The sequence below is a fragment of the Stutzerimonas sp. KH-1 genome, from assembly GCF_054483855.1.
Map to the genome: position 1 here is coordinate 4,689,171 of NZ_CM137011.1, position 25,614 is coordinate 4,714,784.

24 protein-coding genes and 2 tRNA genes are annotated in these 25,614 nt (G+C 65.1%); 10 read left to right on the top strand and 16 right to left on the bottom strand.

Annotated features, from left to right (window positions below; all coding sequences use genetic code 11):
- Positions 1 to 74: 74 nt before the first annotated feature.
- From ACX1DW_RS22320 to ACX1DW_RS22355, 8 genes are all read right to left on the bottom strand, one after another.
- Positions 75 to 1,256 carry an acetyl-CoA C-acetyltransferase gene (locus tag ACX1DW_RS22320; RefSeq protein WP_458992409.1) on the bottom strand — a complete coding sequence of 394 codons (1,182 nt, stop codon included), beginning with the start codon at positions 1,254 to 1,256 and terminating at the stop codon, positions 75 to 77.
- A gap of 257 nt (positions 1,257 to 1,513) precedes the next feature.
- Entirely contained in the window at positions 1,514 to 2,143 is a 630-nt protein-coding gene (locus ACX1DW_RS22325; protein ID WP_014597528.1) for a CoA transferase subunit B, read from the bottom strand.
- Positions 2,144 to 2,147: 4 nt separating this feature from the next.
- Positions 2,148 to 2,843: a CoA transferase subunit A gene (locus ACX1DW_RS22330; protein WP_458992410.1), complete on the bottom strand. Its 696-nt coding sequence runs from the start codon at positions 2,841 to 2,843 to the stop codon at positions 2,148 to 2,150.
- Between the two features lie 85 nt (positions 2,844 to 2,928).
- Complete coding sequence (locus ACX1DW_RS22335) at positions 2,929 to 3,828, bottom strand: hydroxymethylglutaryl-CoA lyase (RefSeq protein WP_458992411.1); 900 nt, start codon at positions 3,826 to 3,828, stop codon at positions 2,929 to 2,931.
- A gap of 162 nt (positions 3,829 to 3,990) precedes the next feature.
- Positions 3,991 to 5,901, bottom strand: coding sequence for an acetyl/propionyl/methylcrotonyl-CoA carboxylase subunit alpha (locus tag ACX1DW_RS22340; protein WP_458992412.1), 1,911 nt, complete (start codon positions 5,899 to 5,901; stop codon positions 3,991 to 3,993).
- Positions 5,901 to 6,698 carry a gamma-carboxygeranoyl-CoA hydratase gene (locus ACX1DW_RS22345; protein WP_458992413.1) on the bottom strand — a complete coding sequence of 266 codons (798 nt, stop codon included), beginning with the start codon at positions 6,696 to 6,698 and terminating at the stop codon, positions 5,901 to 5,903. Before ACX1DW_RS22345 ends, ACX1DW_RS22340 begins: the two co-directional genes overlap by 1 nt.
- 57 nt (positions 6,699 to 6,755) lie before the next feature.
- A complete protein-coding gene (locus ACX1DW_RS22350) occupies positions 6,756 to 8,363 on the bottom strand; it encodes a carboxyl transferase domain-containing protein (protein ID WP_458992414.1) in 1,608 nt (535 codons plus the stop codon).
- A gap of 111 nt (positions 8,364 to 8,474) precedes the next feature.
- The gene (locus tag ACX1DW_RS22355; protein WP_200629591.1) at positions 8,475 to 9,638 is read right to left on the bottom strand and encodes an isovaleryl-CoA dehydrogenase; all 1,164 of its coding nucleotides are present in this window, start codon (positions 9,636 to 9,638) and stop codon (positions 8,475 to 8,477) included.
- Between the two features lie 319 nt (positions 9,639 to 9,957).
- On the opposite strand from ACX1DW_RS22355, the gene ACX1DW_RS22360 reads away from it, so the two are divergent.
- From ACX1DW_RS22360 to ACX1DW_RS22405, 10 genes are all read left to right on the top strand, one after another.
- Positions 9,958 to 10,980, top strand: coding sequence for an apurinic/apyrimidinic endonuclease family protein (locus tag ACX1DW_RS22360; protein ID WP_458992415.1), 1,023 nt, complete (start codon positions 9,958 to 9,960; stop codon positions 10,978 to 10,980).
- Between the two features lie 278 nt (positions 10,981 to 11,258).
- On the top strand, positions 11,259 to 12,941 hold the full coding sequence (locus tag ACX1DW_RS22365; protein ID WP_458992416.1) for an AMP-binding protein: 1,683 nt from the start codon (positions 11,259 to 11,261) through the stop codon (positions 12,939 to 12,941).
- 57 nt (positions 12,942 to 12,998) lie between these two features.
- Positions 12,999 to 13,604, top strand: a complete 606-nt coding sequence (locus ACX1DW_RS22370) for a peroxidase-related enzyme (RefSeq protein ID WP_458992417.1) — start codon at positions 12,999 to 13,001, stop codon at positions 13,602 to 13,604.
- A gap of 103 nt (positions 13,605 to 13,707) precedes the next feature.
- Positions 13,708 to 14,970, top strand: coding sequence for an OprD family porin (locus ACX1DW_RS22375; RefSeq protein ID WP_458992418.1), 1,263 nt, complete (start codon positions 13,708 to 13,710; stop codon positions 14,968 to 14,970).
- Positions 14,971 to 15,280: 310 nt separating this feature from the next.
- Positions 15,281 to 16,057, top strand: coding sequence for an ABC transporter ATP-binding protein (locus tag ACX1DW_RS22380; protein WP_458992419.1), 777 nt, complete (start codon positions 15,281 to 15,283; stop codon positions 16,055 to 16,057).
- A complete protein-coding gene (locus tag ACX1DW_RS22385) occupies positions 16,054 to 16,770 on the top strand; it encodes an ABC transporter ATP-binding protein (RefSeq protein WP_038662714.1) in 717 nt (238 codons plus the stop codon). Before ACX1DW_RS22380 ends, ACX1DW_RS22385 begins: the two co-directional genes overlap by 4 nt.
- 84 nt (positions 16,771 to 16,854) lie before the next feature.
- The gene (locus tag ACX1DW_RS22390; protein ID WP_270053096.1) at positions 16,855 to 18,072 is read left to right on the top strand and encodes an ABC transporter substrate-binding protein; all 1,218 of its coding nucleotides are present in this window, start codon (positions 16,855 to 16,857) and stop codon (positions 18,070 to 18,072) included.
- 69 nt (positions 18,073 to 18,141) lie between these two features.
- Positions 18,142 to 19,029: a branched-chain amino acid ABC transporter permease gene (locus tag ACX1DW_RS22395; protein ID WP_125869038.1), complete on the top strand. Its 888-nt coding sequence runs from the start codon at positions 18,142 to 18,144 to the stop codon at positions 19,027 to 19,029.
- A gap of 2 nt (positions 19,030 to 19,031) precedes the next feature.
- Positions 19,032 to 20,039, top strand: coding sequence for a branched-chain amino acid ABC transporter permease (locus ACX1DW_RS22400; RefSeq protein ID WP_063540104.1), 1,008 nt, complete (start codon positions 19,032 to 19,034; stop codon positions 20,037 to 20,039).
- Positions 20,040 to 20,148: 109 nt separating this feature from the next.
- The gene (locus tag ACX1DW_RS22405; protein ID WP_063540103.1) at positions 20,149 to 20,346 is read left to right on the top strand and encodes a hypothetical protein; all 198 of its coding nucleotides are present in this window, start codon (positions 20,149 to 20,151) and stop codon (positions 20,344 to 20,346) included.
- Between the two features lie 68 nt (positions 20,347 to 20,414).
- Here the strand turns inward: ACX1DW_RS22405 and ychF are convergent, their stop codons facing one another.
- The 8 genes from ychF to lolB form a co-directional block, all read right to left on the bottom strand.
- A complete protein-coding gene (gene ychF / locus ACX1DW_RS22410) occupies positions 20,415 to 21,515 on the bottom strand; it encodes a redox-regulated ATPase YchF (RefSeq protein WP_063540102.1) in 1,101 nt (366 codons plus the stop codon).
- Between the two features lie 24 nt (positions 21,516 to 21,539).
- The gene (pth, locus tag ACX1DW_RS22415) at positions 21,540 to 22,124 is read right to left on the bottom strand and encodes an aminoacyl-tRNA hydrolase (RefSeq protein WP_003299803.1); all 585 of its coding nucleotides are present in this window, start codon (positions 22,122 to 22,124) and stop codon (positions 21,540 to 21,542) included.
- A 33-nt stretch (positions 22,125 to 22,157) separates the two neighbouring features.
- Positions 22,158 to 22,775: a 50S ribosomal protein L25/general stress protein Ctc gene (locus ACX1DW_RS22420; RefSeq protein WP_013983773.1), complete on the bottom strand. Its 618-nt coding sequence runs from the start codon at positions 22,773 to 22,775 to the stop codon at positions 22,158 to 22,160.
- Positions 22,776 to 22,894: 119 nt separating this feature from the next.
- On the bottom strand, positions 22,895 to 23,836 hold the full coding sequence (locus tag ACX1DW_RS22425) for a ribose-phosphate pyrophosphokinase (RefSeq protein WP_003294564.1): 942 nt from the start codon (positions 23,834 to 23,836) through the stop codon (positions 22,895 to 22,897).
- A 78-nt stretch (positions 23,837 to 23,914) separates the two neighbouring features.
- Positions 23,915 to 23,989, bottom strand: a tRNA-Gln gene (locus ACX1DW_RS22430).
- Between the two features lie 47 nt (positions 23,990 to 24,036).
- Positions 24,037 to 24,111 (bottom strand) — tRNA-Gln (locus tag ACX1DW_RS22435).
- Positions 24,112 to 24,130: 19 nt separating this feature from the next.
- Positions 24,131 to 24,991 (bottom strand): 4-(cytidine 5'-diphospho)-2-C-methyl-D-erythritol kinase, encoded by an 861-nt coding sequence (gene ispE, locus ACX1DW_RS22440; RefSeq protein ID WP_458992420.1) that lies wholly within the window; start codon positions 24,989 to 24,991, stop codon positions 24,131 to 24,133.
- The gene (gene lolB / locus ACX1DW_RS22445; RefSeq protein ID WP_458992421.1) at positions 24,992 to 25,612 is read right to left on the bottom strand and encodes a lipoprotein insertase outer membrane protein LolB; all 621 of its coding nucleotides are present in this window, start codon (positions 25,610 to 25,612) and stop codon (positions 24,992 to 24,994) included.
- Positions 25,613 to 25,614 lie beyond the last annotated feature (2 nt).

Genomic DNA, 25,614 nt, shown 5'->3' on the forward strand with positions numbered 1-25,614 from the left:
CCTTCCGATCATCCTCTGTCGCGCCCGGTGATCCGGGCGCGTGTCTGCCAGCATGCCCTGCCGCGATGGCGCGTTCAGGAGCGTTCGACTGCCAAGGCTACTCCCTGGCCACCACCGATGCACAGTGTTGCCAGGCCCTTGCGAACGTCGCGGCGCTGCATCTCGTGCAGCAGGGTCACCAGGATACGGCAGCCCGAGGCGCCGATCGGGTGGCCGAGGGCGATGGCGCCGCCGTTCACGTTGACCTTATCGGCATCCCAGCCCAATTCCTTACCCACCGACAGCGCCTGCACGGCGAAGGCTTCGTTGGCTTCGATCAGGTCCAGCTCGGCCAGCGTCCAGCCGGCCTTTTCCAGGCAGCGGCGGGTTGCGGTGACCGGACCGATACCCATGATCGCCGGGTCGACGCCGGCGTTGGCGTAGCCGGCGATCTTCGCCAGTACCGGCAGGCCGAGGGCTTCGGCCTTGCTGGCGCTCATCAGCACCACCGCGGCGGCGCCGTCGTTCAGGGTCGAGGCGTTGCCGGCAGTGACGCAGCCGTCCTTCTTGAAGGCTGCGCGCAGGCCGCCGAGGGATTCGGCGGTGGTGCCGGCGCGGGGCTGCTCGTCACGGGCGAAGGCGACCGGGTCGCCCTTGCGCTGGGGAATCATGACCGGGGTGATCTCGGCATCGAAGCGGCCGCTTTCGATGGCCGTCGCGGCACGCTGCTGCGACTGCGCGGCGAAGGCGTCCTGCTGGGCGCGGTCGATGCCGTACTTGTCGGCCAGGTTCTCCGCGGTGATGCCCATGTGGTAGTCGTTGAAGGCATCCCACAGGCCGTCGGTGATCATGGTGTCGACGATCTGCGCGTGGCCCATGCGCAGACCGGTGCGTGCGCCGGGCAGAACGTAGGGCGCCAGGCTCATGTTCTCCATGCCGCCGGCGATGACCACTTCGGCATCGCCGCAGCGGATCGCCTGCACGGCCAGATGCACGGCCTTGAGGCCCGAGCCGCAGACCTTGTTCAGCGTCATGGACGGTACGGCGTGGGGCAGGCCGGCCTTGATCGAGGCCTGGCGCGCGGTGTTCTGCCCGGCGCCGGCGGTGAGCACATGGCCGAGGATGACTTCATCGACCTGGGCCGGGTCGATACCGGTCTTTTCCAGCAGGGCGCGGATCACGGTGGCGCCCAGTTCGACCGCCGGCACATTGGCCAGCGAGCCCTGGAAACTGCCGATGGCGGTGCGGGTTGCAGCTACGATGACGACGTCTTGCATGACGGACTCCGAATAAAAAAGCGCTACGCCGGAGCGTAACGCGAGGACCAGGCACACGGCCTGGCTCCGGGAAAGGGTGCCCTCGAACGACAGGGGGCAAGCCGTTGGTCAGCGCGCTGGCAGACCGGTCGATGCCGCAGTATACGGGCGCCTGGGTGACTGGCCAGTGCTGGCGCGCCGCCGGCTCGGGGCTTTCGGGGCAGGCGGGAAGACGCAGCGGGCAAGGGGTGCTCCGGCGTGCTTCCCGCACCCAGGCTTCAGCGCTGGATCGGGCAGCCGGTGGCCTCTTGCAGCTCCTCGAAGCTGACGCCTTCGGCCAGTTCCACCAGTTTCAGGCCCTGCTCGGTGACGTCCAGCACGCCGAGGTCGGTGATGATCCGGTCGACCACGCCGAGGCCGGTCAGTGGCAGGTCGCAGGCCGGCAAGATCTTGTGCGCGCCGCCCTTGGCGGTGTGCTCCATCAGCACCACGACGCGCTTGACGCCGGCCACCAGGTCCATCGCGCCGCCCATGCCCTTGACCATCTTGCCGGGGATCATCCAGTTGGCCAGGTCGCCCTTTTCCGACACCTGCATGGCGCCGAGGATGGCCAGGTTGATGTGGCCGCCGCGGATCATGGCAAAGCTCTGCGCGTTGTCGAAGAAGCTCGAGCCGGGCAGGGCGGTGACGGTCTGCTTGCCGGCGTTGATCAGGTCCGGGTCGATCTCTTCCTCGCTCGGGAAGGGGCCGATGCCGAGCAGGCCGTTCTCGCTCTGCAGCCAGACGTCCATGCCTTCCGGGATGTAGTTGGCCACCAGGGTCGGCAGGCCGATACCGAGGTTGACGTAGAAGCCGTCCTGCAGCTCCTGGGCGGCGCGTTGCGCCATCTGTTCACGTGTCCAGGCCATGGTCTCAGCTCCTCACCGTGCGTTTTTCGATGCGTTTTTCCGGGTTCGGGTTGTGCACGATGCGATGCACGTAGATACCCGGCAGGTGAATCTGGTCCGGGTCCAGCTCGCCGGTCTCGACGATCTCCTCCACCTCGACGACGCAGACCTCGCCGGCCATCGCTGCCAGCGGGTTGAAGTTGCGCGCGGTCTTGCGAAACAGCAGGTTGCCGGCCTTGTCGGCCTTCCACGCCTTGACCAGGGCCAGGTCCGCGGTCAGCGACTCTTCCATCACGTACCACTCGCCGTTGAACTGGCGGGTTTCCTTGCCCTCGGCCACCAGGGTGCCGTAGCCGGTCTTGGTGTAGAACGCCGGGATACCCGCGCCGCCGGCACGCAGCTTCTCGGCCAGGGTGCCTTGCGGGGTGAACTCCAGGGCCAGCTCGCCGGCCAGGTACTGGCGCTCGAACTCCTTGTTCTCGCCCACGTAGGAGGAAATCATCTTGCTGATCTGCCGCGTCTCCAGCAGCAGGCCGAGGCCGAAACCGTCGACACCGGCGTTGTTGCTGATGGCAGTCAGGTCCTTCTTGCCGCTGTCGCGCAGCGCGCCGATCAGCTGCTCGGGGATGCCGCACAGGCCGAAGCCGCCGACGGCGATGGTCATGCCGTCCTGAACCAACCCTTCCAGGGCGTGGGCGGCGTTGGGGTAAATCTTGTTCATGAATTACCTCTACTTGTTGTTCTGTCCGTGCCGGGCGCTACCTGAATGGGCGCCCGACGAATAGGGTTTAGCAAGAACGGTGCCGCTAACCGGCCAGTCTGGCGCGGGCGACCCGCGAACCGTTGGCGCGCCCCAGCAGCTGGCTGATGCGCTGGCCGGCGGCGATCAGTGCGTCGAGGTCGATGCCGGTGGCTATGTCCAGCCCGTTGAACATGTACAGCACGTCTTCGCTGGCGACATTGCCGCTGGCGCCTTTGGCGTAAGGGCAACCGCCGAGGCCGGCGACCGAGCTGTCGAACACGGCGATGCCTTCCAAGAGGCTCGCATAGATATTCGCCAGCGCCTGGCCGTAGGTGTCGTGGAAATGCCCGGCCAACCGTTCGCGCGGCACTTCGCGGGCTACGGTATCGAACAACGTGCGGGCCTTGCCCGGCGTGCCGGTGCCGATGGTGTCGCCCAGGGAAACCTCGTAGCAGCCCATGGCATACAGCTCTCGGGCCACTTCGGCGACCTTGGCTGGCGATACCTCACCCTCGTAAGGGCAGCCGAGCACGCAGGAAACGTAGCCACGCACGCGAATGTCGTGCTCGCGGGCAGCCTCCATCAAAGGCGCGAAGCGTGCCAGGCTCTCGGCGATGGAGCAGTTGATGTTCTTCTGCGAGAAAGCTTCGGAGGCCGCACCGAACACCGCGACTTCCTTCACGCCGGCCTCGATGGCCGCCTCCAGGCCCTTCATGTTCGGCGTCAGCGCCGCGTAGGTGACCCCGGCCTTGCGCTGGATCTGCGCGAAGACTTCGGCGGAGCCCGCCATCTGCGGCACCCACTTGGGCGAGACGAAGCTGCCGACTTCGATATAGGACAGCCCGGCGGCGCTCAGGTCGTCGACCAGGCGCACCTTGTCCGCCACGCTGATCGGCTGCTGCTCGTTCTGCAGACCGTCACGCGGGCCGACTTCCACCAGCCGGACCTGTTTGGGCAGGCTCATATGTCCTCCAGGGGCGAGCGCGATTGGCGGGCTCGCCGGTTCATGTGTGTCAGCCGAGGCGTCCGGCTACTGGTGGAAAAGCCTGCGGCGTTTTCCACCCTACGGCCTTGCGTTCGTGCGTGGGGTGGACAACGGCGAAGCCTTGTCCACCTTGTGCATCCTTCAGGCCTCTTCCATCTCCAGCAGCACCGCGCCTTCGCTGACCATTTCGCCTTCGTTGCAGAACAGGCTCTTGACTACGCCAGCCTGGGCGCTGCGGATGCTGTGTTCCATCTTCATCGCTTCCAGCACGATCAGCGCGGTGCCGGCTTCGACATGCTGACCGGCCTCCACCAGTACACGCACGATGCTGCCGTTCATCGGTGCGGTCAGGCCGCCGTGATGCTGGTGGCTGGCCTCGGCTTCGGCGATGGGGTCGAAGGCGCGCACGGCCAGCCATTCGCCGTTCCACTGCAGGTACAGTGCATCGCCCTGGCGGATCGCCCTGGGCGTGCGGACGTTCTGCCGCGGCGCTGCCGGGTCGACCTTCAGCCGGCGGCTCTCGCCATTGCACTGCAGATGCAGGCTGACCTGCGCCGGCATGCCGAAACGCAGCCCGTTGCGCTTGGACCACGGCGAATGGGCATCGTCGTCGCGAACCGTGGTCGGCTCGCTCTGTACGAAGCACTCGGCAGCCTGTTGCCAGAAGGCATCGGACAGCTCGCCGGCCGGACGCAGTAGTTCGCTTTCGTGGCGCGGGATAAAGCCGGTATCCAGCTCGGCCTCGGCAAAGGCGCGATGGCCGACGACGCGGCGCAGGAACGCGAGGTTGGTGCGCACGCCGCCGACGGCAGTCTCGTCGAGCATGGCCAAGAGGCGCAGACGTGCTTCCTCGCGGTTCTCGCCCCAGGCGATCAGCTTGCCGAGCATCGGGTCGTAGAACGGCGACACGGTATCGCCCTCGGCGACGCCGCTGTCGACGCGACGGCCCGGGCCATCCGCGGCTTCACGGTAGAGCTCGAGGGTGCCGGTGGCGGGGAGGAAATCGTTGTCCGGGTCCTCGGCGTACAGCCGTACCTCAATGGCATGGCCGATCAGCGGCACCTGCTCCTGGCTGATCGGCAGCGGCTCGCCGCGGGCGACGCGAATCTGCCAGGCAACCAGATCGAGGCCGGTGATGGCCTCGGTGACCGGGTGCTCGACCTGCAGGCGGGTGTTCATTTCCATGAAGAAGAACTCGCCGCGGGCATCCAGCAGGAATTCCACAGTGCCGGCGCCGACGTAGCCGATGGCCTTGGCGGCCTTCACCGCGGCTTCGCCCATGGCACGGCGCAGCTCGGGGGACAGGCCAGGGGCAGGGGCCTCTTCGACCACCTTCTGATGGCGGCGCTGGATCGAGCAGTCGCGCTCGTTGAGGTACAGGCAGTTGCCGTGCTGGTCGGCGAAGACCTGGATCTCCACATGGCGCGGCTTGAGCACGTATTTCTCGACCAGCATGCGTGAGTCACCGAACGACGACTGCGCCTCGCGCTGCGCGGATGCCAGCGCCTCGGCCAGGTCCGCCTCGCGCTCGACCACCTTCATGCCCTTGCCGCCGCCGCCGGCGGTGGCCTTGAGCAGCACCGGATAGCCGATCACCTCGGCGGCGGCACGGAAGGTTTCCACGTCCTGCGCTTCGCCGTGGTAGCCCGGCACCAGCGGCACGCCGGCTTCTTCCATCAGCGCCTTGGCGGCGGACTTGCTGCCCATGGCGTCGATGGCGGAGGCGGGTGGGCCGAGGAAGATCAGCCCGGCCTGTTCGATGGCGCGGGCGAACTCGGCGTTCTCCGAGAGAAAGCCGTAGCCCGGGTGGATCGCCTGGGCGCCGCTGGCCTTGGCCGCCTCGATCAGCCTGTCGATGCGCAGGTAGCTCTCGGCCGGCTTGGCGCCGCCCAGGTCAATGCGGATATCGGCTTCGCGGGCATGGCGCGCGCTGGCGTCGATGGCGCTGTGCACCGCAACGGTGGTCAGGCCCATGGCCTTGGCGGTGCGCATCACGCGGCAGGCGATCTCGCCGCGGTTGGCGACCAGCAGGGTATCGATATGGCGATTCATCACTTCTTCTCCTGCCAGGCGGGCGTACGTTTTTCCAGAAAGGCGCTCAGGCCTTCCTGACCTTCCGGACTGGTGCGCAGGCGGGCAATGGCCTGTTCGGTGGTCTGGCGCAGGTCGGCGCTGAAATCGCCATCGCCCACTTCCAGCAGCAGGTCCTTGCAGGCCTTGAGCGCCTGCGGGCTGTTGAGCAGCAGGTTGTCGACCCATTGCTCCAGCGCGGCGTCCAGCTCACTGGCCGGGTAGCTTTCAGCGAGCAGGCCGAGTTCGCGGGCACGTGTGCCGTCGAAGCGCTCGGCGGTCAGCGCGTAGCGGCGGGTGGCGCGCTCGCCGATGGCCTTGACCACGTACGGGCTGATCACCGCCGGCGCCAGGCCGATGCGGACTTCCGACAGGCAGAACAGTGCGTCGCGGGCGCCGATGGCCATGTCGCAGCAGGCGATCAGCCCCAGCGCGCCGCCAAAGGCCGCGCCCTGCACCACGGCCAGGGTCGGCTGCGGCAGCTGATAAAGGCGCTGCATCAGCTCGCCGAGTTCGTGGGCGTCAGCCAGGTTCGCCTGGTAGTCGAGTTTGGCCGATTCGCGCATCCAGCCGAGATCCGCGCCAGCAGAGAAGTGCTTGCCGCGCCCGCGCAGGATGAGGAAGCGGATGCCCGCATCGTCCTGCACCTGGGCCAGCGCTGCGTTCAGTTCGCCGATCACCTGGGCGTCGAAGGCATTGTTCTTGTCCGCGCGGTTGAGCCAGAGGGTGGCCACGCCGCGCGCGTCTTTGTTCAGTTCGATGGTCTGGAAATCGGTCATCTCGGCATCCTCGATGCGACTGCAGGCGCCGGCGCGCTCGGCTGCCGGCGGCACGGATTACATGCGGAACACGCCGAAGCGGGTCGGCTCGATCGGCGCGTTCAACGCGGCGGACAGCGCCAGCCCCAGCACCTCGCGGGTCTGCGCCGGGTCGATCACGCCGTCGTCCCACAGCCGCGCGCTGGAGTAATAGGGATGGCCCTGGCGCTCGTACTGTTCGAGGATCGGCTGCTTGATGGCCGCCACCTCATCGTCGCCGAGACTCTTGCCAGCGCGCGCGCTCTGCTCCTGCTTGACCTGCGCGAGCACCCCGGCGGCCTGTTCGCCACCCATCACCGCGATGCGTGCGTTGGGCCACATCCAGAGGAAGCGCGGGTCGTAGGCGCGGCCGCACATGCCGTAGTTGCCGGCACCGAAGCTGCCGCCGATGAGCACGGTGAACTTCGGCACCTGGGCGCAGGCCACCGCGGTGACCAGCTTGGCGCCGTGCTTGGCGATGCCGCCGGCCTCGTATTTCTGCCCGACCATGAAACCGGTGATGTTCTGCAGGAACAGCAGCGGAATGCCGCGCTGGCAGGCCAGTTCGATGAAGTGCGCGCCTTTCTGCGCCGCCTCGGCGAAGAGGATGCCGTTGTTGGCGAGGATGGCGATCGGGTAGCCGTGCAGATGGGCGAAGCCGCAGACCAGGGTGGTGCCGAACAGCGCCTTGAATTCATCGAACTCACTGCCGTCCACCAGCCGCGCGATCACCTCGCGCACGTCATAGGGCTGCTTGGCCTGCGCCGGGATCACACCGTACAGCTCGTCGGCGGCATACAGCGGTGCGCGCGGTTCGCGGGTCTGCAGCTGGCCGAGCTTGCGCCAGTTAAGGTTGGCCACGCAGCGGCGGGCGATGGAAAGCGCGTGCTCGTCGTTCTCGGCGTAGTGGTCGGCGACGCCCGAGGTCTTGCAGTGCACGTCGGCGCCGCCCAGTTCCTCGGCGGTTACCACTTCGCCGGTGGCAGCCTTCACCAGCGGCGGGCCGGCGAGAAAGATGGTCGCCTGGTTGCGTACCATGATGGTCTCGTCGGCCATCGCTGGCACGTAGGCGCCGCCGGCAGTGCAGGAGCCCATCACCACGGCGATCTGCGGGATGCCCATGGCGCTCATGTTGGCCTGGTTGAAGAAGATGCGGCCGAAGTGTTCGCGGTCCGGGAACACCTCGTCCTGACGCGGCAGATTGGCGCCGCCGGAGTCCACCAGGTAGATGCAGGGCAGGCGGTTCTCGCGGGCGACGGTCTGCGCGCGCAGGTGCTTCTTTACGGTCAGCGGGTAGTAGGTGCCGCCTTTCACGGTGGCGTCGTTGGCGATGATCATGCACTCGACGCCTTCGACGCGGCCGATCCCGGCCACTACGCCGGCAGCAGCGACGTCTTCGCCATAGACCTCATGAGCGGCCAGCGGCGCGAGTTCGAGAAAGGCCGAGCCGGCGTCGAGCAGGGTATCGATGCGCTCGCGCACCAGGAGCTTGCCGCGTGAGACATGGCGCTGCTGGGCGGTGGCGCCGCCGCCTTCGCTGACGCGGCCGAGCAGGGCGCGCAGGTTGTTCACCTGTTCGAGCATCGCCGCGCTGTTGGCGGCGAACTCCGGCGAACGGGTATTGATCTGGGTGTGCAGGATGGCCATGGTTGGCTCCGTTCAATTCCATCATGGATGGCTCTGCCATCCACCGACTGCGGTGGAAAACGCTTCGCGGTTTTCCACCCTACGAGGGTTGGGCGTTGTTCCGCCCGCAGCTCACCTGGATTCGTTGAACAGCTCGCGTCCGATCAGCATCCGGCGGATCTCGCTGGTGCCGGCGCCGATCTCATAGAGCTTGGCGTCACGCAGCAGGCGGCCGGTGGGGAATTCGTTGATATAGCCGTTGCCACCGAGGATCTGGATCGCCTGCAGGGCCATCTGCGTGGCGTTCTCGGCGGTATAGAGGATCACCCCGGCGGCGTCCTTGCGGGTGGTCTCGCCACGGTCGCAGGCCTGGGCGACGGCGTAGAGATAGGCGCGGCTGGCGTTGAGCTGGGTGTACATGTCCGCCACCTTGCCCTGGATGAACTGGAACTCGCCGATGCTCTGACCGAACTGCTTGCGGTCGTGGATGTAGGGCACCACCACGTCGAGGCAGGCCTGCATGATCCCGGTCGGGCCGCCGGCCAGTACCACGCGCTCGTAATCCAGGCCGCTCATCAGCACCTTGACGCCGCCGTTCTCGACGCCCAGCACGTTCTCTTGCGGCACCTCGACGTCATCGAAGAACAGCTCGCAGGTGTTGGAGCCACGCATGCCGAGCTTGTCGAACTTGTTGCCGCGGGAGAAACCTTTCCAGTCGCGCTCGACGATGAAGGCGGTGATGCCGTGCGGACCCTTGTCCAGGTCGGTCTTGGCGTAGATCACGTAGGTGTTGGCGTCCGGGCCGTTGGTGATCCAGGTCTTGCTGCCGTTGAGCACGTAGCGGTCGCCGCGCTTTTCTGCGCGCAGCTTCATGGAGACCACGTCGGAGCCGGCATTCGGCTCGCTCATGGCCAGCGCGCCGACGTGTTCGCCGCTGATCAGCTTGGGTAGGTAGCGGGCCTTCTGCTCGGGGTTGCCGTTGCGGTTGATCTGGTTGACGCACAGGTTGGAGTGGGCGCCGTAGGAGAGGGCGACCGAGGCCGAGCCGCGGCTGATCTCTTCCATCGCCACCACGTGGGCCAGGTAGCCGAGGCCGGCGCCGCCGTATTCCTCGGAGACGGTCACGCCGAGCAGACCCATCTCGCCGAATTTTCTCCACATGTCCGCCGGGAACAGGTTCTCCTGGTCGATGGCTTCGGCGCGCGGCGCCAGCTCGGCGGCGACGAAGGCCTGGACCTGTTCGCGCAGCATGTCGATGGTTTCACCGAGGGCGAAATTGAGGCTGGAGTAGTTCATGGGGCCACCTGCTTGTCTTGTAATTGTTCTGTTTCAGAGAATTCGTTCGTCCGGCGGGTTCCGGCCGGCGCTCCGGTCGCAGCCTGAACGCCTTCGGGAAGTGGCTGCTCGCTGCTTTACGTTAACGTAAAGGTCCGCCAGCGGTCTGTCAACATGCCAGCGGGCGGCGTTCTGCAAGCATAGGTGCACGGCAAGAGCGGTGCTGCCCGGCCATGAATGCCGAGGGTGGTGTTTCGTCGGCGGTCGGGCACTCGGCTCGACGCGGGCGGGACTAAACAGGCAGTGGTCGGAGCGCCGGCCTGTCATCGACGAGGAATCCATGCCCCGTATCGGCTTCGCCTGCATGTATCGCCATCCGCAACAGAGCCTCTCGCTGAAGGAACTGGAGCGCATCGAGCGCACCTTCAACCCGCGCAGCACCACGCTGCGCTGGATGGCCTCGGTGGGGCGCGAGGCGGCCGAAGCGAAGCTCGAGGAGATCGTCGAGCACAACCTGAACGCCCAGCGGGTGTTGCTCGAATACGTCGCCACGTTGCCGCCGATGCTGCGCATGTTGCGGCTGTCCAGCGACCTGCTGCCGTTCTACAGCCATGCCGAGATCGCGCCGTTCTACCGCCGCGCCGAAATGCAGAGCCGCCTCGAGGCGGGTTTCGCCGCGATCGGCGAGCTGGCGCGAGCCCACGACATCCGCCTGTCGATGCATCCCGGCCAGTACTGCGTGCTGGGGTCGGACAAGCCGCAGGTGGTGGAGAACAGCCTGGCGGAATTCGAGTACCACGCCGACATGATCCGCATGATGGGTTATGGCCGGCGCTTCCAGGACTTCAAGTGCAACCTGCATATCGCCGGGCGACTCGGCGCCGAGGGTGTGCGTGCCGTGTGGCCGCGCCTGTCGAGCGAGGCGCGCCAGTGCATCACCTTCGAGAACGACGAGAAGACCTATGGCCTGGACGACTGCCTGAGCCTCGCGGACCTCGCGCCGGTGGTGCTGGACATCCATCACTGCTGGATTCACGAGGGCCGCTACATCGAGCCGGACGACCCGCGCATCGAGCGTGTTCTGGAAAGCTGGCGCGGCGTGCGGCCCACCATGCACTACTCGCAGCCGCCGGAGCGCCTGATGGAGCTGGGCTTCGCGCCGGAGCGGAAGCTGGAAATCCCCGAGTTGCTGGAGCAGGTCAGCAAGCGCGACCTCTATGCGCACAGCAAGCGCATGTGGAACCGCTGGACGAATCGCTATGCGTTTCAGTTTCTGGACCGCTTCGACATCATGCTCGAAGCCAAGGACAAGAACCTCGCTGCGCTGGACTTCCATCACGAGTACCAGTGCGAAGGCGCGTGACGGGGCGAGCGCGGCATCATTGCGAAGCACCCGAATCCGTGCCGCGATTGCCAGCATCCAGGCATGCCATGGCAGTCTGATCTGACCCGCAACGACCCCACGCCATACCGCTGGATACTGGCTATTTGCCTTCCTGCGCCCTCGACTTTCGCCTACTCCGCGACATGTTGTCACTTAGTTACCTTTACGTTAACGTAATCGTGGCTAGGGTGACTGTCAGCAGCGCCAGCGCCCTTGCGAGTACGCCTCATAACAAACATAAGACTGAGGAAATCGTCATGAGTCTTCCGAGCTATACCTGCGGACCGCAGAGCAAACCCCTGTTGCCCATGACCATCGGCGCGGCGTTCGATCGTACCGTGGAGCGCTTCCCCCAGCGTGAGGCTCTGGTGGTGCGCCATCAGCAGCTGCGTTACACCTGGGCGGAACTGGCGGAGGCGGTGGACCGTTGCGCGCGTGGCCTGCTGGCCCTCGGACTGCAAGCTGGCGAACGAGTGAGCATCTGGTCACCGAACAATGCCCAGTGGTGCATCACCCAGTTCGCCACCGCGAAGATCGGCGTGGTGCTGGTCAACATCAATCCCGCCTACCGCCTCAGCGAACTCGAGTACGCCTTGAAACAGTCCGGCTGCCGCTGGCTGATCTGCGCCGATGCCTTCAAGACGTCCGATTACCACGCCATGCTCCACGAGCTGCTGCCGGAGCTGGAAAGCGCCGCCGTCGGCGCCCTGCAGAGCCATATGCTGCCGGAGCTGCGCGGCGTGATCAGCCTGTGCGACAAGCCGGTGGACGGCATGCTGCAGTGGCAGGCGCTGATGGAGATGGCCGAGCAGGTCGGCCCCGAGCAGCTGCGCCAGTGCGGCGAGCGCCTGCAGTTCGACGACCCCATCAACATCCAGTACACCTCCGGCACCACGGGCTTTCCGAAAGGCGCCACGCTCAGCCACTACAACATCCTCAATAATGGCTACATGGTCGGCGAGAGCCTCAGGCTCACCGAGCATGACCGTCTGGTGATCCCGGTGCCGCTGTACCACTGCTTCGGCATGGTCATGGGCAACCTCGGCTGCGTCACCCACGGCACCACCATGATCTACCCGAGCGCCGCCTTCGAGCCGCTGGCCGCATTGCAGGCTGCGGCCGAGGAAAAGGCCACCGGCATGTACGGCGTGCCGACCATGTTCATCGCCATGCTCGACCATCCGGAGCGCCAGTCGCTGGACCTGAGCAGCCTGCGCACCGGCATCATGGCCGGCTCCACCTGCCCGATCGAGGTGATGAAGCGCGTCATCGACGACATGCACCTGGCCGAAATGCAGATCGCCTACGGCATGACCGAAACCAGCCCGGTCTCCACGCAGACCAGCGCCGATGACGACCTGGAACGCCGCGTCACCAGCGTCGGCCGCACCCAGCCGCACCTGGAAAGCAAGATCGTCGACGAGCACGGCGCGGTTGTGCCGCGCGGGCAGATCGGCGAACTCTGCACCCGCGGCTACAGCGTGATGCTCGGCTACTGGAACAACCCGGATGCCACCCGCGAGGCCATCGACGGCGCGCGCTGGATGCACACCGGTGACCTCGCGGTGATGGACGACGAGGGTTACATCAAGATCGTCGGCCGCAACAAGGACATGATCATCCGCGGCGGCGAGAACGTGTACCCGCGTGAGATCGAGGAATTCCTCTTCACCCATCCGGCGGTGGCCGACGTGCAGGTGATCGGCGTGCCGGACAGCAAGTTCGGCGAGGAGATCGTCGCCTGGGTCAAGCTGCACCCGGGCCATCAGGTCGAGGCCGAGGCGCTGCGCGAGTTCTGCAAGGGCCGCATTGCCCACTTCAAGACGCCGCGGCACATCAAGTTCGTCGACGACTTCCCGATGACCATCAGCGGCAAGGTCCAGAAGTTCCGCATGCGCGAGATCAGCGTGGTCGAGCTGGGCATCAGCGAACAGCACTGACCGGCACCGGCCGGGTTCGCCCGGCCGGCCATTCGCTCATCCGAAAAGGAGCTTTCCATGGCGCTGCCTATTGCTCGGTCAATCAGCCGTTTCCCGCTGCCCGACAGCCTCGACACACTGCCCGCCGATCTGCGCGAGCGGATTCTCGCCGTGCAGGAAAAGGCCGGTTTCATTCCCAACGTGTTTCTCATGCTGGCCCATCGGCCGGCGGAGTTTCGCGCCTTCTTCGCCTATCACGATGCGCTGATGGAGCGCGAAGCCGACAGCCTGACCCAGGCCGAGAAGGAGATGATCGTGGTCGCGGTCAGCGCCGACCACGGCTGCCTGTATTGCGTGGTTGCCCATGGCGCGATCCTGCGCATCCTCGCCAAGGACGCGCAGCTGGCCGACCAGATCGCCGTCAACTACCGCACCGCGCCGATCTCCGAACGCCAGCGCACCATGCTCGACTTCGCCATGCACCTGGCCGCCGGCCGCGGCGTGCTGGACGACGCCTGGCAAGCGCGGCTGGAAACCCAGGGTTTCAGCCTCGACGACATCTGGGACATCGGCGCCATCGCCGGACTGTTCGGCCTCTCCAACCGCCTGGTGTCCATGGCGCGTACCCCGCCCAACGACGAGTTCTATCTGCTGGGCCGTGTGCCCAGGAGCCCCGCGCGCTGAGCGCGAGCACCGCATTACCGCATGAGGTGGTAATCCGAGCCCGAGCAGTTCGCAGTCGGGCTCAACAGCTGCATCAACGATCACAACAACAAGAGAGAAAGCTATGCAACTGAAACCAGCAAGCCGAACCGTCCTGTCCGCCAGCATCGCGGCCATCGCCCTCGGTGCATCGAACGTGGCCTCGGCCGCTTTCATCGAAGACAGCAAGGCCGCTGTAGAACTGCGCAACTTCTACATGAACCGTGACTTCCGCTCCGGCACCGGCCAGTCCAAGGCCGAGGAGTGGGCCCAGGGCTTCATCCTGAAAATGGAATCCGGCTACACCGAAGGACCGGTCGGCTTCGGCCTGGATGCCATCGGCCTGCTCGGCGTCAAGCTCGACTCCGGCTCCGGTCGCGGCGGCACCGGCCTGCTGCCACGCTCGGCTTCCGGTGAACCGGCGGACGACTACGGCACGGCAGGCCTGACGGCGAAGGCCAAGCTGTCCGCCACCACGCTGCACGTGGGGACCCTGCAACCGGTGATTCCGGTGCTGATGCGCAATGACAGCCGCCTGCTGCCCAACATCTATCGCGGCGCCTGGCTGCAGAGCAAGGACGTCGAAGGCCTTACGCTGGATCTCGGCATGCTCGATCGCACGAGCTACCGCGACTCTTCCAACTACGAAGAGATGACGGTGTTCAATGGCGGGCTGCGCAACATTACCTTTGGCAGCAATACGACGAGCGACGAGTTCCTCTTCGCCGGCGGGCGCTACGACTGGTCGCCACAATTGGCTACCAGCTACTACTACGGCGGGCTGGACGGCATCTACGACCAGCACAACCTCAGCCTGGTCCATGTGCTGCCGATCGGCGAGTCGCAGAGCTTCAAGACCGACCTGCGCTATGTGCGCTCCACCGACGATGGTGGCAGCAACGTCGACAACGATGCCTTCGGCGCGCTGCTCACCTACAAACATGGCGGTCACGCTTTCACCGGCGGTTACCAGCACATGAGCGGCGATACCGGTTTCGCCTACGTCGCCGGCGGCGATAACGCGTTGATCAACCTGCTGCAGATCAACGATTTCGGTAACCAGGACGAACGCTCCTGGCAGGTCCGTTATGACTACGACTTCGCCGCCATGGGCATTCCGGGATTGAGCCTGATGACCCGCTACGTTTCCGGCGACAACGTCGACCGTGGCGCCGGCGCCAGCGAAGGCAAGACCTGGGAGCGCAACACCGACATCGCCTACGTCATCCAGAGCGGTCCGCTGAAGAACCTCGGCTTCAAGCTGCGCAACGCCACCACGCGAAGCAACTTCCAGAGCGATCTGGACGAGAACCGCTTCATCGTCAGCTACAGCCTGCCGCTCTGGTAAGCACCAACTCGCAGCAGCACCTCTCCTCGTTGGAATTTCCGGGCCGCATAGGCCCGGCTTTTTGCCTCGTTCGGAGACTTTCCTTCAGCGGTTCCGGGCACGGGCGTGCCTGTGCCTGGGCGCAGAACAATCAACCAGATGGCGCCTGGGTAGTGGCGATTCGCCCAGATTTTTCGCGCCTTCCAGATCAATCACCCGTTTGAAAAAGCCACTTGCCGTTTACGGAAATCGGTTGTTATCGTTTACGTAAAGGTCATGCAACGACCTGCGCCATAACCAACAACAACAAATCAAGGTTAGAGGGCACCCAATGGAACCAGAGTTCGTGCTGGAAACGCGCGGCCTGACCAAGGAATTCCGCGGCTTCACCGCAGTGGATTCCGTCGATCTGAAGGTCCGTCAGGGTCACATCCATGCGCTTATCGGCCCCAACGGCGCCGGCAAGACCACCGTATTCAATCTGCTCACCAAATTCCTCACGCCCACCCGTGGCGAGATCCTCTATCGCGGCAAGAACATCACCTCGATGAAGGCCAACGAGATCGCCCGGCTCGGCCTGGTGCGCTCGTTCCAGATCTCCGCGGTGTTCGGCCACATGAGCGTGCTGGAGAACGTGCGTGTCGCGCTGCAGCAGAAGATGGGCAATTCCTTCCACTTCTGGAAATCCGAACGCAGCCTGCGCGAGTTGGACGATCAGGTGATGCAGCTGCTCGCTGAGGTGGACCTGCAATCCTTCGCCCAGACCCTGGCGATCGAGCTGCCCTACGGTCGCAAGCGCGCGCTGGAGCTGGCCACCACCCTGGCGCTCGATCCCTTCGTGCTGTTGCTCGACGAACCGACCCAGGGCATGGGCAGCGAGGACGTCGACATGGTCGTCGAGCTGGTGCGCAAGGCCGCTGCCAACCGCACGGTGCTGATGGTCGAGCACAACCTCAGCGTGGTCAGCCGCCTGTGCGATCGCATCACCGTGCTGGCGCGTGGCTCGGTGCTCGCCGAGGGCGACTACGACAGCGTTTCGGCCAACCCGCAGGTGCGCGAAGCCTATCTCGGCAGCGAAGCCGCGGCACTCGAGGAGGCGCACGCATGACCCCGCCCATGGACCGCGATCAGCTGCGCGTCAGCGATCTGCACGCCTTCTACGGCGAGTCGCACATCCTGCATGGCGTCGATCTGGTGGTCGGCCGCGGCGAGCTGGTGACCTTGCTCGGACGCAACGGCGCCGGACGCTCCACCACCCTGCGGGCGATTATGAACATGGTCGGTCGCCGCACCGGCTCCATCGTGGTCAATGGCAACGAAACCATCGGCATGCCGGCCCACCAGATTCCGCGGCTGGGCGTCGGCTATTGCCCGGAAGAGCGCGGCATCTTCGCCAGCCTGAGCGTCGAGGAAAACCTCTTGCTGCCGCCCACGGTGCGCAGCGGCGGCATGAGCCTGGACGAGCTCTACGAGATGTTTCCCAACCTTTACGAGCGCCGCTTCAGCCAGGGTACGCGGCTCTCCGGCGGCGAGCAGCAGATGCTGGCCATGGCGCGCATCCTGCGCACCGGTGCCAACCTGCTGCTGCTCGACGAGATCACCGAAGGCCTGGCGCCGGTCATCGTGCAGAAGCTCGGCGAGGTGCTGATCAAGCTCAAACAGCGCGGCCTGACCATCGTCCTGGTGGAGCAGAACTTCCGCTTCGCCGCGCCATTGGCCGACCGCCATTACGTCATGGAACACGGCCGCATCATCGAGGAGATCGAGGCGGCGGAGCTGGATTCGAAGAAGGATTTCCTCAATTCCTGTCTCGGGGTGTAAGCCCCGGACGACTCAGGAAGCAGCAACCGGCCGCAGTGGATGCCGGCCCGAACCACAACAAAAACAATCGAGAGTGGTGATTACATGAGCTTTTTCCGCAAGAGCGCGAGCGTCATCCTGGCTTCTTCCCTGATCGCTTCGGCCGCCCAGGCCGAGATCAGCAACGATGAAATCCGCATCGGCTATCTGGCCGACATGTCCGGTACCTACCGCGACCTCTCCGGCCCGGGCGGCCTGGAAGCGCTGAAGATGGCGGTGGAGGATTTCGGCGGCACGGTCGACGGCAAGAAGATCGTCGTCTTCCACGCCGATGACCTGAACAAGCCGGACGTCGGTGCCAACACCGTGCGTCAGTGGATCGACGAGCGCAACGTCGACATGGTGACCGGCATGGTCGCAAGCTCCGTGGTGCTGGCGGCGAGCAAGGTGGTGGAGCAGGGCGGCAAGCTGGCGCTGATCTCCGGCGCGGCGGCTTCCAGCATCACCAATGAGTTCTGCTCGCCGAACCACATCCACTGGACTTACGACACCTACGCGCTGGCCAACGGCACGGCCAAGGCGGTGCTCGCCGACGGCGGCAAGAGCTGGTACATCCTCACCGCCGACTACGCCTTCGGCCACGCCATGGAAGCCGACATCACCAAGGTGGTGGAAGGCGACGGTGGCAGCATCGTCGGCAAGGTCCGCCATCCGTTCCCGAGCAGCGATTTCTCCTCCTACATGCTGCAGGCGCAGGGCTCCGGCGCCGAGGTCATCGCCCTGGCCAACGCCGGCGCCGATACCGTCAACTCGCTGAAGACCGCCAGCGAGTTCGGCGTCACCCAGTCCGGGCAGAAGCTCGCCGGCATGGTGGTGTTCCTCAACGACATCCATGCCATGGGCCTGGACGTGACCCAGGGCCTGATGCTGACCACCGGCTGGTACTGGGACATGAACGAGGACACCCGCGCCTGGGCCAAGCGCTACTACGAGCGCACCAAGCGCATGCCGGGCATGGTGCACGCCGGCATCTACTCGGCGACCACCCACTACCTGAACGCGGTGAAGGCCGCCGGCACCGACGAGACCGTCGCGGTGCGTGCGCAGATGGCCAAGACCCCGGTCAACGACATGTTCGCCAAGGATGGGCGCATTCGCGAGGACGGCCGCATGGTGCACGACATGTACCTGGTGCAGGTCAAGACACCGGCCGAGTCCAAGGGAGAGTGGGACCTGTACAAGATCGTTCGCACCATCCCCGGCGACCAGGCCTACCGGCCGATCGCCGAAACCCAGTGCACCAAGCTGGTCGCCAAGGACTGACCGGCTGATCCGCGCCATCACCCGGCCGGCGGCGGCCGGGTGCCACGGACTTCCTTTGGGTGGTGAACCATGACTCTCGTATTCGGCGTTCCTCTGAGCGTGCTGCTCGGGCAGCTGCTGCTCGGCCTCATCAACGGGGCGTTCTACGCGCTGCTGAGCCTGGGCCTGGCGATCATCTTCGGTCTGCTGCGTATCATCAATTTCGCCCACGGCGCGCAGTACATGCTCGGCGCCTTCGTCGCGTTCCTCGGGCTGAACTACCTGGGCGTGAGCTACTGGGTCGCGCTGGTGCTGTCGCCGTTGCTGGTGGGCTGCGTGGGCATGGCCATCGAGCGCGGGCTGCTGCGGCGCATCGCCAATGAGGACCACCTCTACGGACTGCTGCTGACCTTCGGCCTGGCGCTGATCGTCGAGGGCAGCTTCGTCAAGCTGTTCGGCGTGTCCGGCTCGTCCTACCCGATGCCGGAACTGCTGCGCGGCGGCTTCAACCTCGGCTTCATGTTCCTGCCCACCTACCGCGCCTGGGTGATCGTCGCCGCGTTGGTGGTCTGCCTGGCGACCTGGTACGTAATCGAACGCACCCGCCTGGGCTCGTACCTGCGTGCCGGCACCGAGAACCCCAAGCTGATGCAGGGCTTCGGCATCAACGTACCGCTGCTGGTGACCCTGACCTATGGCTACGGTGTGGCCCTGGCCGCATTTGCCGGCGTGCTGGCCGCGCCGATCTACGCGGTGACGCCGGGCATGGGCTCGAACCTGCTGATCGTGGTGTTCGCCGTGGTGGTGATCGGCGGCATGGGCTCGATCCTCGGCGCCATCGTCACCGGCATCGCCATGGGCCTGATCGAGGGGCTGACCAAGGTCTTCTATCCGGAAGCTGCCAACACCGTGGTGTTTCTGGTCATGGTGGCGGTGCTGCTGATTCGTCCTGCGGGACTCTTTGGTAAGGAGGCATGAGCATGACGAATCCGGCAAACGTGCAGGCCGCATCGCTGCGGCAGGCCAGTGTGGTGCGCGAGCGCAGGCATGCGGCCGCGCGGCGGCAGAAGATCTTCTATGCGGTGCTGCTGGTGATCGCGCTGTTGGCGCCGCTGGCGGTGTATCCGGTGTTCCTGATGAAGCTGCTGTGCTTCGCCCTGTTCGCCTGCGCCTTCAACCTGCTGCTGGGCTACGCGGGGCTGCTGTCCTTCGGCCATGCGGCATTCTTCGCCACTGGTGGCTACATCACCGGCTACATGCTGAGCAGCTACAGCGGGCTCAGCACCGAGCTGGGCATCCTCGCCGGCACCCTGGCCTCGACGGTCCTCGGTGCGCTGTTCGGCATGCTGGCCATCCGGCGGCAGGGCATCTACTTCGCGATGATCACCCTGGCGCTAGCCCAGCTGGTGTTCTTCGTCTTCGTCCAGGCGCCGTTCACCGGCGGCGAGAACGGTCTGCAGGGCGTGCCGCGCGGGCACCTGTTCGGCCTCGTCGACATGCAGAACAACATGGCCATGTACTACTTCGTGCTGGCGGTGTTCGTGCTCGGCTTCGCCATCATCCAGCGCACCATCCATTCGCCTTATGGCCAGGTGCTCAAGGCCATCCGCGAGAACGAGCCGCGCGCCGTGTCGCTGGGCTACAACGTCGATCGGCACAAGCTGCTGGCCTTCGTCATCTCGGCAGCGCTGGCGGGGCTGGCCGGCTCGACCAAGACCGTGGTGTTCCAGCTGGCCTCGCTGACCGATGCGCACTGGCACATGTCCGGCGAGGTGATCCTGATGACCCTGCTCGGCGGGGTCGGCACCATCCTTGGCCCACTGGTCGGCGCCACGGTGGTGGTGACGCTGCAGAGCTACCTGTCCAACGGGCCGCTGGGCGAATGGGTGCACGTGATTCTCGGGGTGATCTTCGTGCTCTGCGTGCTGCTGTTCCGCTCCGGCATCGTCGGCTGGCTGGAGCGGCTGGTGAAGCGCAACTTCAAATGATGCGGCGCTGCGGGGCCGTCCAGTTTGCGCCGGACGGTGCCGCCAGCGGCGAACCCGTTACCGGGATGCGTGCCTAACGTCCCAGGCCCCCTTTTCAGAGGACAGCGCCATGCCTGGCACCGAACCCCAAGTGCAGCCGCAACCCTTCTGGCCCTGGCGAGCCGACGAATCGCCGCTCAACGACCTCGATGATGCCGAGAGCGACACCGAACTGGACGGCCCGGACGAGTTGCCGGATGAAGTGCTGGAACAACTCGAGAAGGTCGCTCCGCCGCCGGATCCGATGCCTGACCCCGGTCCGCTGTAAAAATCTTCGGCATCGACAGAAACGAAAAGGCCCCGACGAGTCGGGGCCTTTATCAAGTGTGCGGACGTTTAGACGTTGAAGCGGAAGTGCATCACGTCGCCATCCTTGACGATGTATTCCTTGCCTTCCAGACGCCACTTGCCGGCTTCCTTGGCACCGGCTTCGCCCTTGTACTGGATGAAGTCGTCATAGGCGATGACTTCGGCGCGGATGAAGCCTTTCTCGAAATCGGTATGGATCACCGCGGCGGCTTGCGGAGCGGTGGCGCCGATCCTGACCGTCCAGGCCCGGACTTCCTTCACCCCGGCGGTGAAGTAGGTCTGCAGATTGAGCAGCTGGTAGCCGGCGCGGATCACGCGGTTCAGGCCCGGCTCGTCCATGCCCATGGTCTCGAGGAACATCTGCATCTCTTCCAGATCGTCGAGTTCGGCGATCTCGGCCTCGATCTTGTTGCACACCGGCACGACGATGGCGCCTTCTTCCTCGGCGATGGCATTGACCACGTCCAGGTGCGGGTTGTTCTCGAAGCCATCCTCGGCGACGTTGGCGATGTACATCACCGGCTTGGTGGTCAGCAGGTGAAAGGTCTTGGCCAGGCGCTTTTCCTCGTCGCTGAAGTTCTTCAGCAGGCTGCGCGCCGGCTTGCCTTCGGTGAGGTGCGGGATCAGCTTCTCCAGCAGCGCCTTCTGCGCCACCGCTTCCTTGTCGCCGCCCTTGGCGGTCCGGGCGACGCGCTGCAGCTGCTTCTCGCAGCTGTCGAGGTCGGCCATGATCAGCTCGAGGTCGATGATCTCGATGTCACGCTTGGGATCGACGCTGTTGGCGACGTGGATGACGTTCTCGTCCTCGAAGCAGCGCACCACATGGGCGATGGCATCGGTCTCGCGGATATTGGCGAGGAACTTGTTGCCCAGGCCTTCACCCTTGGACGCGCCAGCGACCAGGCCGGCGATGTCGACGAACTCCATGGTGGTCGGGATCACCCGCTCCGGCTTGACGATCGCCGCCAGCGCGTCGAGACGCGGATCGGGCATCGGCACGATGCCGCTGTTCGGCTCGATGGTGCAGAAGGGGAAGTTCTCCGCCGCGATGCCGGACTTGGTCAGGGCGTTGAACAGGGTGGACTTGCCGACGTTGGGCAGACCGACGATGCCGCAGTTGAATCCCATGGTGATCTTGCCTCGGAGTTAGGTTCAGGCCTTCTGGCTGTGCAGGCGCTGCATCGCGCGGGTCCAGTCGCCGGCCAGGATTTCCGGCACGACATCCAGTGCGAAGTCGATACTGGCGTCGAGCTTCTCGCGTTCGGCCTGCGGCGCCCGCCCCAGCACGTAGCCACTGACCAGGCTGGCGTGGCCCGGATGGCCGATACCCAGGCGCAGGCGATGAAAGCCATTCTGGTTGCCGAGCTTGGCGATGATGTCGCGCAGCCCGTTGTGCCCGCCATGACCGCCGCCCTGCTTGAGCTTGGCGACGCCTGGGGGCATGTCGAGTTCATCGTGGGCGACCAGGATGGACTCGGGAGGAATTCGGAAAAAGCCGGCCAGTGCCGCCACCGCCTGACCGCTGCGGTTCATGTAGGTGGTGGGGATGAGCAGGCGGATGTCTTCGCCCTGATGGCTGAACTTGCCGACCAGGCCGAAGTACTTGCGATCGTTGCTGAGCGAGACGCCCTCGCGGGCAGCCAGACGCTCAACGAAAAGGGCCCCCGCGTTATGCCGGGTCTGGTCGTATTCAGGGCCTGGATTTCCCAGGCCGACGATCAGTTTTACGGCAGTCACGACGGGGGCCCCTTCTTCGGCTAGACGAGTGGATTACTCGGCAGCGCCTTCTTCTTTCGGAGCGTCTTCCTTGCTCACGCGCGGGGCGTGAACGTTGGCAACCGGCAGGTCGCTGCCGTGGGCCAGGGAAACCAGCTCAACGCCTTTCGGCAGCTTGATGTCGGTCATGTGCAGAACCTGGCCGACTTCGACGTTGGCCATGTCGACTTCGATGAATTCCGGCAGGTCTTGCGGCAGGCAGGAAACTTCGACTTCGTTCAGGTTGTGCAGGATCTCGCCGCCTTGCTGCTTCACGCCAACCGAGGTTTCCTGGTTGATGAAGTGCAGGGGAACGGTAGCGGTCAGCTTGTGGCCGGCAACGACGCGAACGAAGTCGGCGTGCAGAACGAAGCTCTTGGCCGGATGACGCTGCAGCGCCTTGATCAGAACGGATTCGTTCTGGCCGTCGACGTTCAGGCTCAGCACGTGGCTGAAGGAGGCTTCGTTTTCCAGCAGCTTGGCCAGATCTTTGGCCAGGATGCTGATGGACTGCGGGGCCTTGTCGCCACCGTAGATGACGGCCGGAACCAGGGCAGCGTTACGACGCAGGCGGCGGCTCGCACCTTTCCCCAGGTCGGAACGCACTTGGGCATTCAGGGTGAAATCGGTCATTTCGTTTCTCCAGTAACAACATTACCCGTCGCGCTTGCGACCAGCGCTCGGGCTGTTGGGCAAAAAGCCCCGCGCGAGGCGGGGCACATTACGTTCAGTTCGATTTCCGCAGCTTGCGCTTAGCGGAACATCGCGCTGATCGATTCGGCATTGCTGATGCGGCGTACCGCTTCAGCCACCACTGGCGCGATGTCCAGCTGGCGAATTCGGGTGCAAGACTGTGCGGCGGCCGACAGCGGGATGGTGTTGGTCACCACCAGCTCGTCGAGCACGGAGCCTTCGATGTTCTCGATGGCGCGGCCGGACAGGATCGGGTGCGTGCAGTAGGCGTAGACCTTGGCAGCGCCATGGTCCTTCAGCGCCTTGGCTGCATGGCAGAGGGTGCCGGCGGTATCGACCATGTCATCGACGAGGATGCAGGTACGGCCTTCGATATCACCGATGATGTGCATCACTTCGGACTGGTTGGCTTTCGGCCGACGCTTGTCGATGATCGCGAGGTCGACGCCGAGGGATTTGGCCACGGCACGGGCGCGGACCACACCACCGATGTCGGGGGAGACGATCATCAGGTTCTCGAAGCGCTGTGCCTGGATGTCGTCGACCAGGACCGGCGAGCCGTAGATGTTGTCCACCGGCATGTCGAAGAAACCCTGGATCTGGTCGGCGTGCAGGTCAACGGTCAGTACGCGGTTTACGCCGACGACGTCGAGCATGTCGGCCACGACCTTAGCGCTGATCGGCACACGGGCCGAACGCGGACGGCGATCCTGGCGGGCATAGCCGAAGTAGGGGATCACGGCGGTGATGCGCGAAGCCGAGGAGCGGCGGAAGGCATCGGCCAGCACCACCAGCTCCATCAGGTTATCGTTGGTCGGTGCGCAGGTCGGCTGGATCAGGAAGACGTCCTTGCCGCGAACGTTCTCGTTGATCTCGACACTGATTTCACCGTCGGAGAATTTTCCGACATAGGCGTCACCGAGGGGGATATGCAGCTGACGTACGACACGCCGGGCCAGATCGGGGTTGGCGTTCCCCGTGAAGACCATCATCTTGGACACGCGCAGTACCTGCCTGAGGGTGGGTCCGATGAATAAAAAGCTGTTCAAAAGGCGAGCTCTTGAACAGCTTCAAGTGTATGGCAGGGGCGGCTGGATTCGAACCAACGCATGCCAGGATCAAAACCTGGTGCCTTACCGCTTGGCGACGCCCCTGTAGGGTCAACTTCTAGTGCGCTGATCGTACGAACCTTGGAAGGTTATGGCAGGGGCGGCTGGATTCGAACCAACGCATGCCAGGATCAAAACCTGGTGCCTTACCGCTTGGCGACGCCCCTGTATCGTACAACCCTTGTGCTACGCACTCGCTTCCTGTGCCATCTGTTCCAGGCTTCGGTGCAACATCGAGACGTTACGACCGCGGGCCACGAAACTCGGCAAAGTGGCTGGAAGTTGGCGGCGGACTTTATCAGCCTCGCCCTCGTTTGGGAAGCTCCCAAACACACAAGCTCCAGTGCCGGTCATCCTTGCCTGAACGAATTTGTTCAACAAGCTCAAAGCGTTACGAACTTCCGGATAACGCTTCTCGACCACCGGCTGACAGTCGTTATGACCGCCCCCTGCAAGAAGGCTGCGAACTGTAATGGCCGGGGTATTACGTGTCAACTCCGGGTCGGCAAATATTTCCGCTGTACTAACAGAGACTTGCGGCGCTATGACGAGGAACCAGGGCTCGGCCAGATCGACCGGTTGCAGGCGCTCGCCGACCCCCTCGGCGAAGGCCGCGCGACCGCGAACGAACACCGGTACATCGGCCCCCAGACTCAGGCCCAGCTCGGCCAGGCGGTCCTCGCCAAGCCCGGTATTCCACAGATGGTCGAGGCCGAGCAGGGTGGTGGCGGCATCCGAGCTGCCGCCACCGATCCCGCCGCCCATGGGCAGGCGCTTGGTCAGCTGGATGTCTGCCCCCTGGGTGCAGCCGCTTTCTCGTTGCAGCATGCGCGCGGCGCGAACGATCAGGTTGCTGTCGTGATCGACGCCCGGCAATTCGGTCAACAGGCGGATCTGCCCATCCTCCCGCAGGCGGAAGCTGAGCTCGTCACCGTAATCGAGGAACTGGAACAGGGTCTGCAGCTCGTGATAGCCATCGGCACGACGCCCGGTGATGTGCAGCATCAGATTGAGCTTGGCCGGTGCCGGCAGGGTCAGCGTCTGCATTCAGCGGCCCAGCTGGCGCGGCTGCCAGTCCTTGACCACCAGGGTGATCTGCAGGTCATGGCCCTCCAAGCGGATGCGCTCGGGCAAGGTGAAGCCGTTGTGCTCGGCGTAGGCCAGGTAGTTCACCTGCCAGCCGTCCTGCTCCAGGCGCGCCAGACGGCTGTCGCTGTCCAGGCTCAGGCGGCTGCGGCTGTCCGGCGCGGGTAGGCCGCGTACCCACCAGAGCAGGTGCGATACCGGCAGTTGCCAGCCGAGCTGGGCCTCTACCAGCGCTTCCGGGGAATCCGCCTCGAAGCGGCCCTGGCCGGCCACTTCCAGTGACACGGCATCCGGTCGGCCGGTCAGACGGGTGGCGCCGCGGCCAAGCGGGCCGGACAGGCGGATATCGAAGTAGTCCTGGCGTTGCAGCCAGAACAGCGTGCCGCTGCCGGATTCCTGCGGCGCGCGGATGCCGATCTTGCCGCTGATCTGCCAGCCGTCGAGGGTCTCGATCTGGCTGCGGTGCTCCTTCCAGGCCGCCGCGTTGCCGGGGCCTTCGACCGATTCGCGCGGGCCCATGCCGGCACAACCGGCGAGCAGCAGGGCCAGGCAGGGGGCGGCGAGTTTTTGCAGTATGGACATGG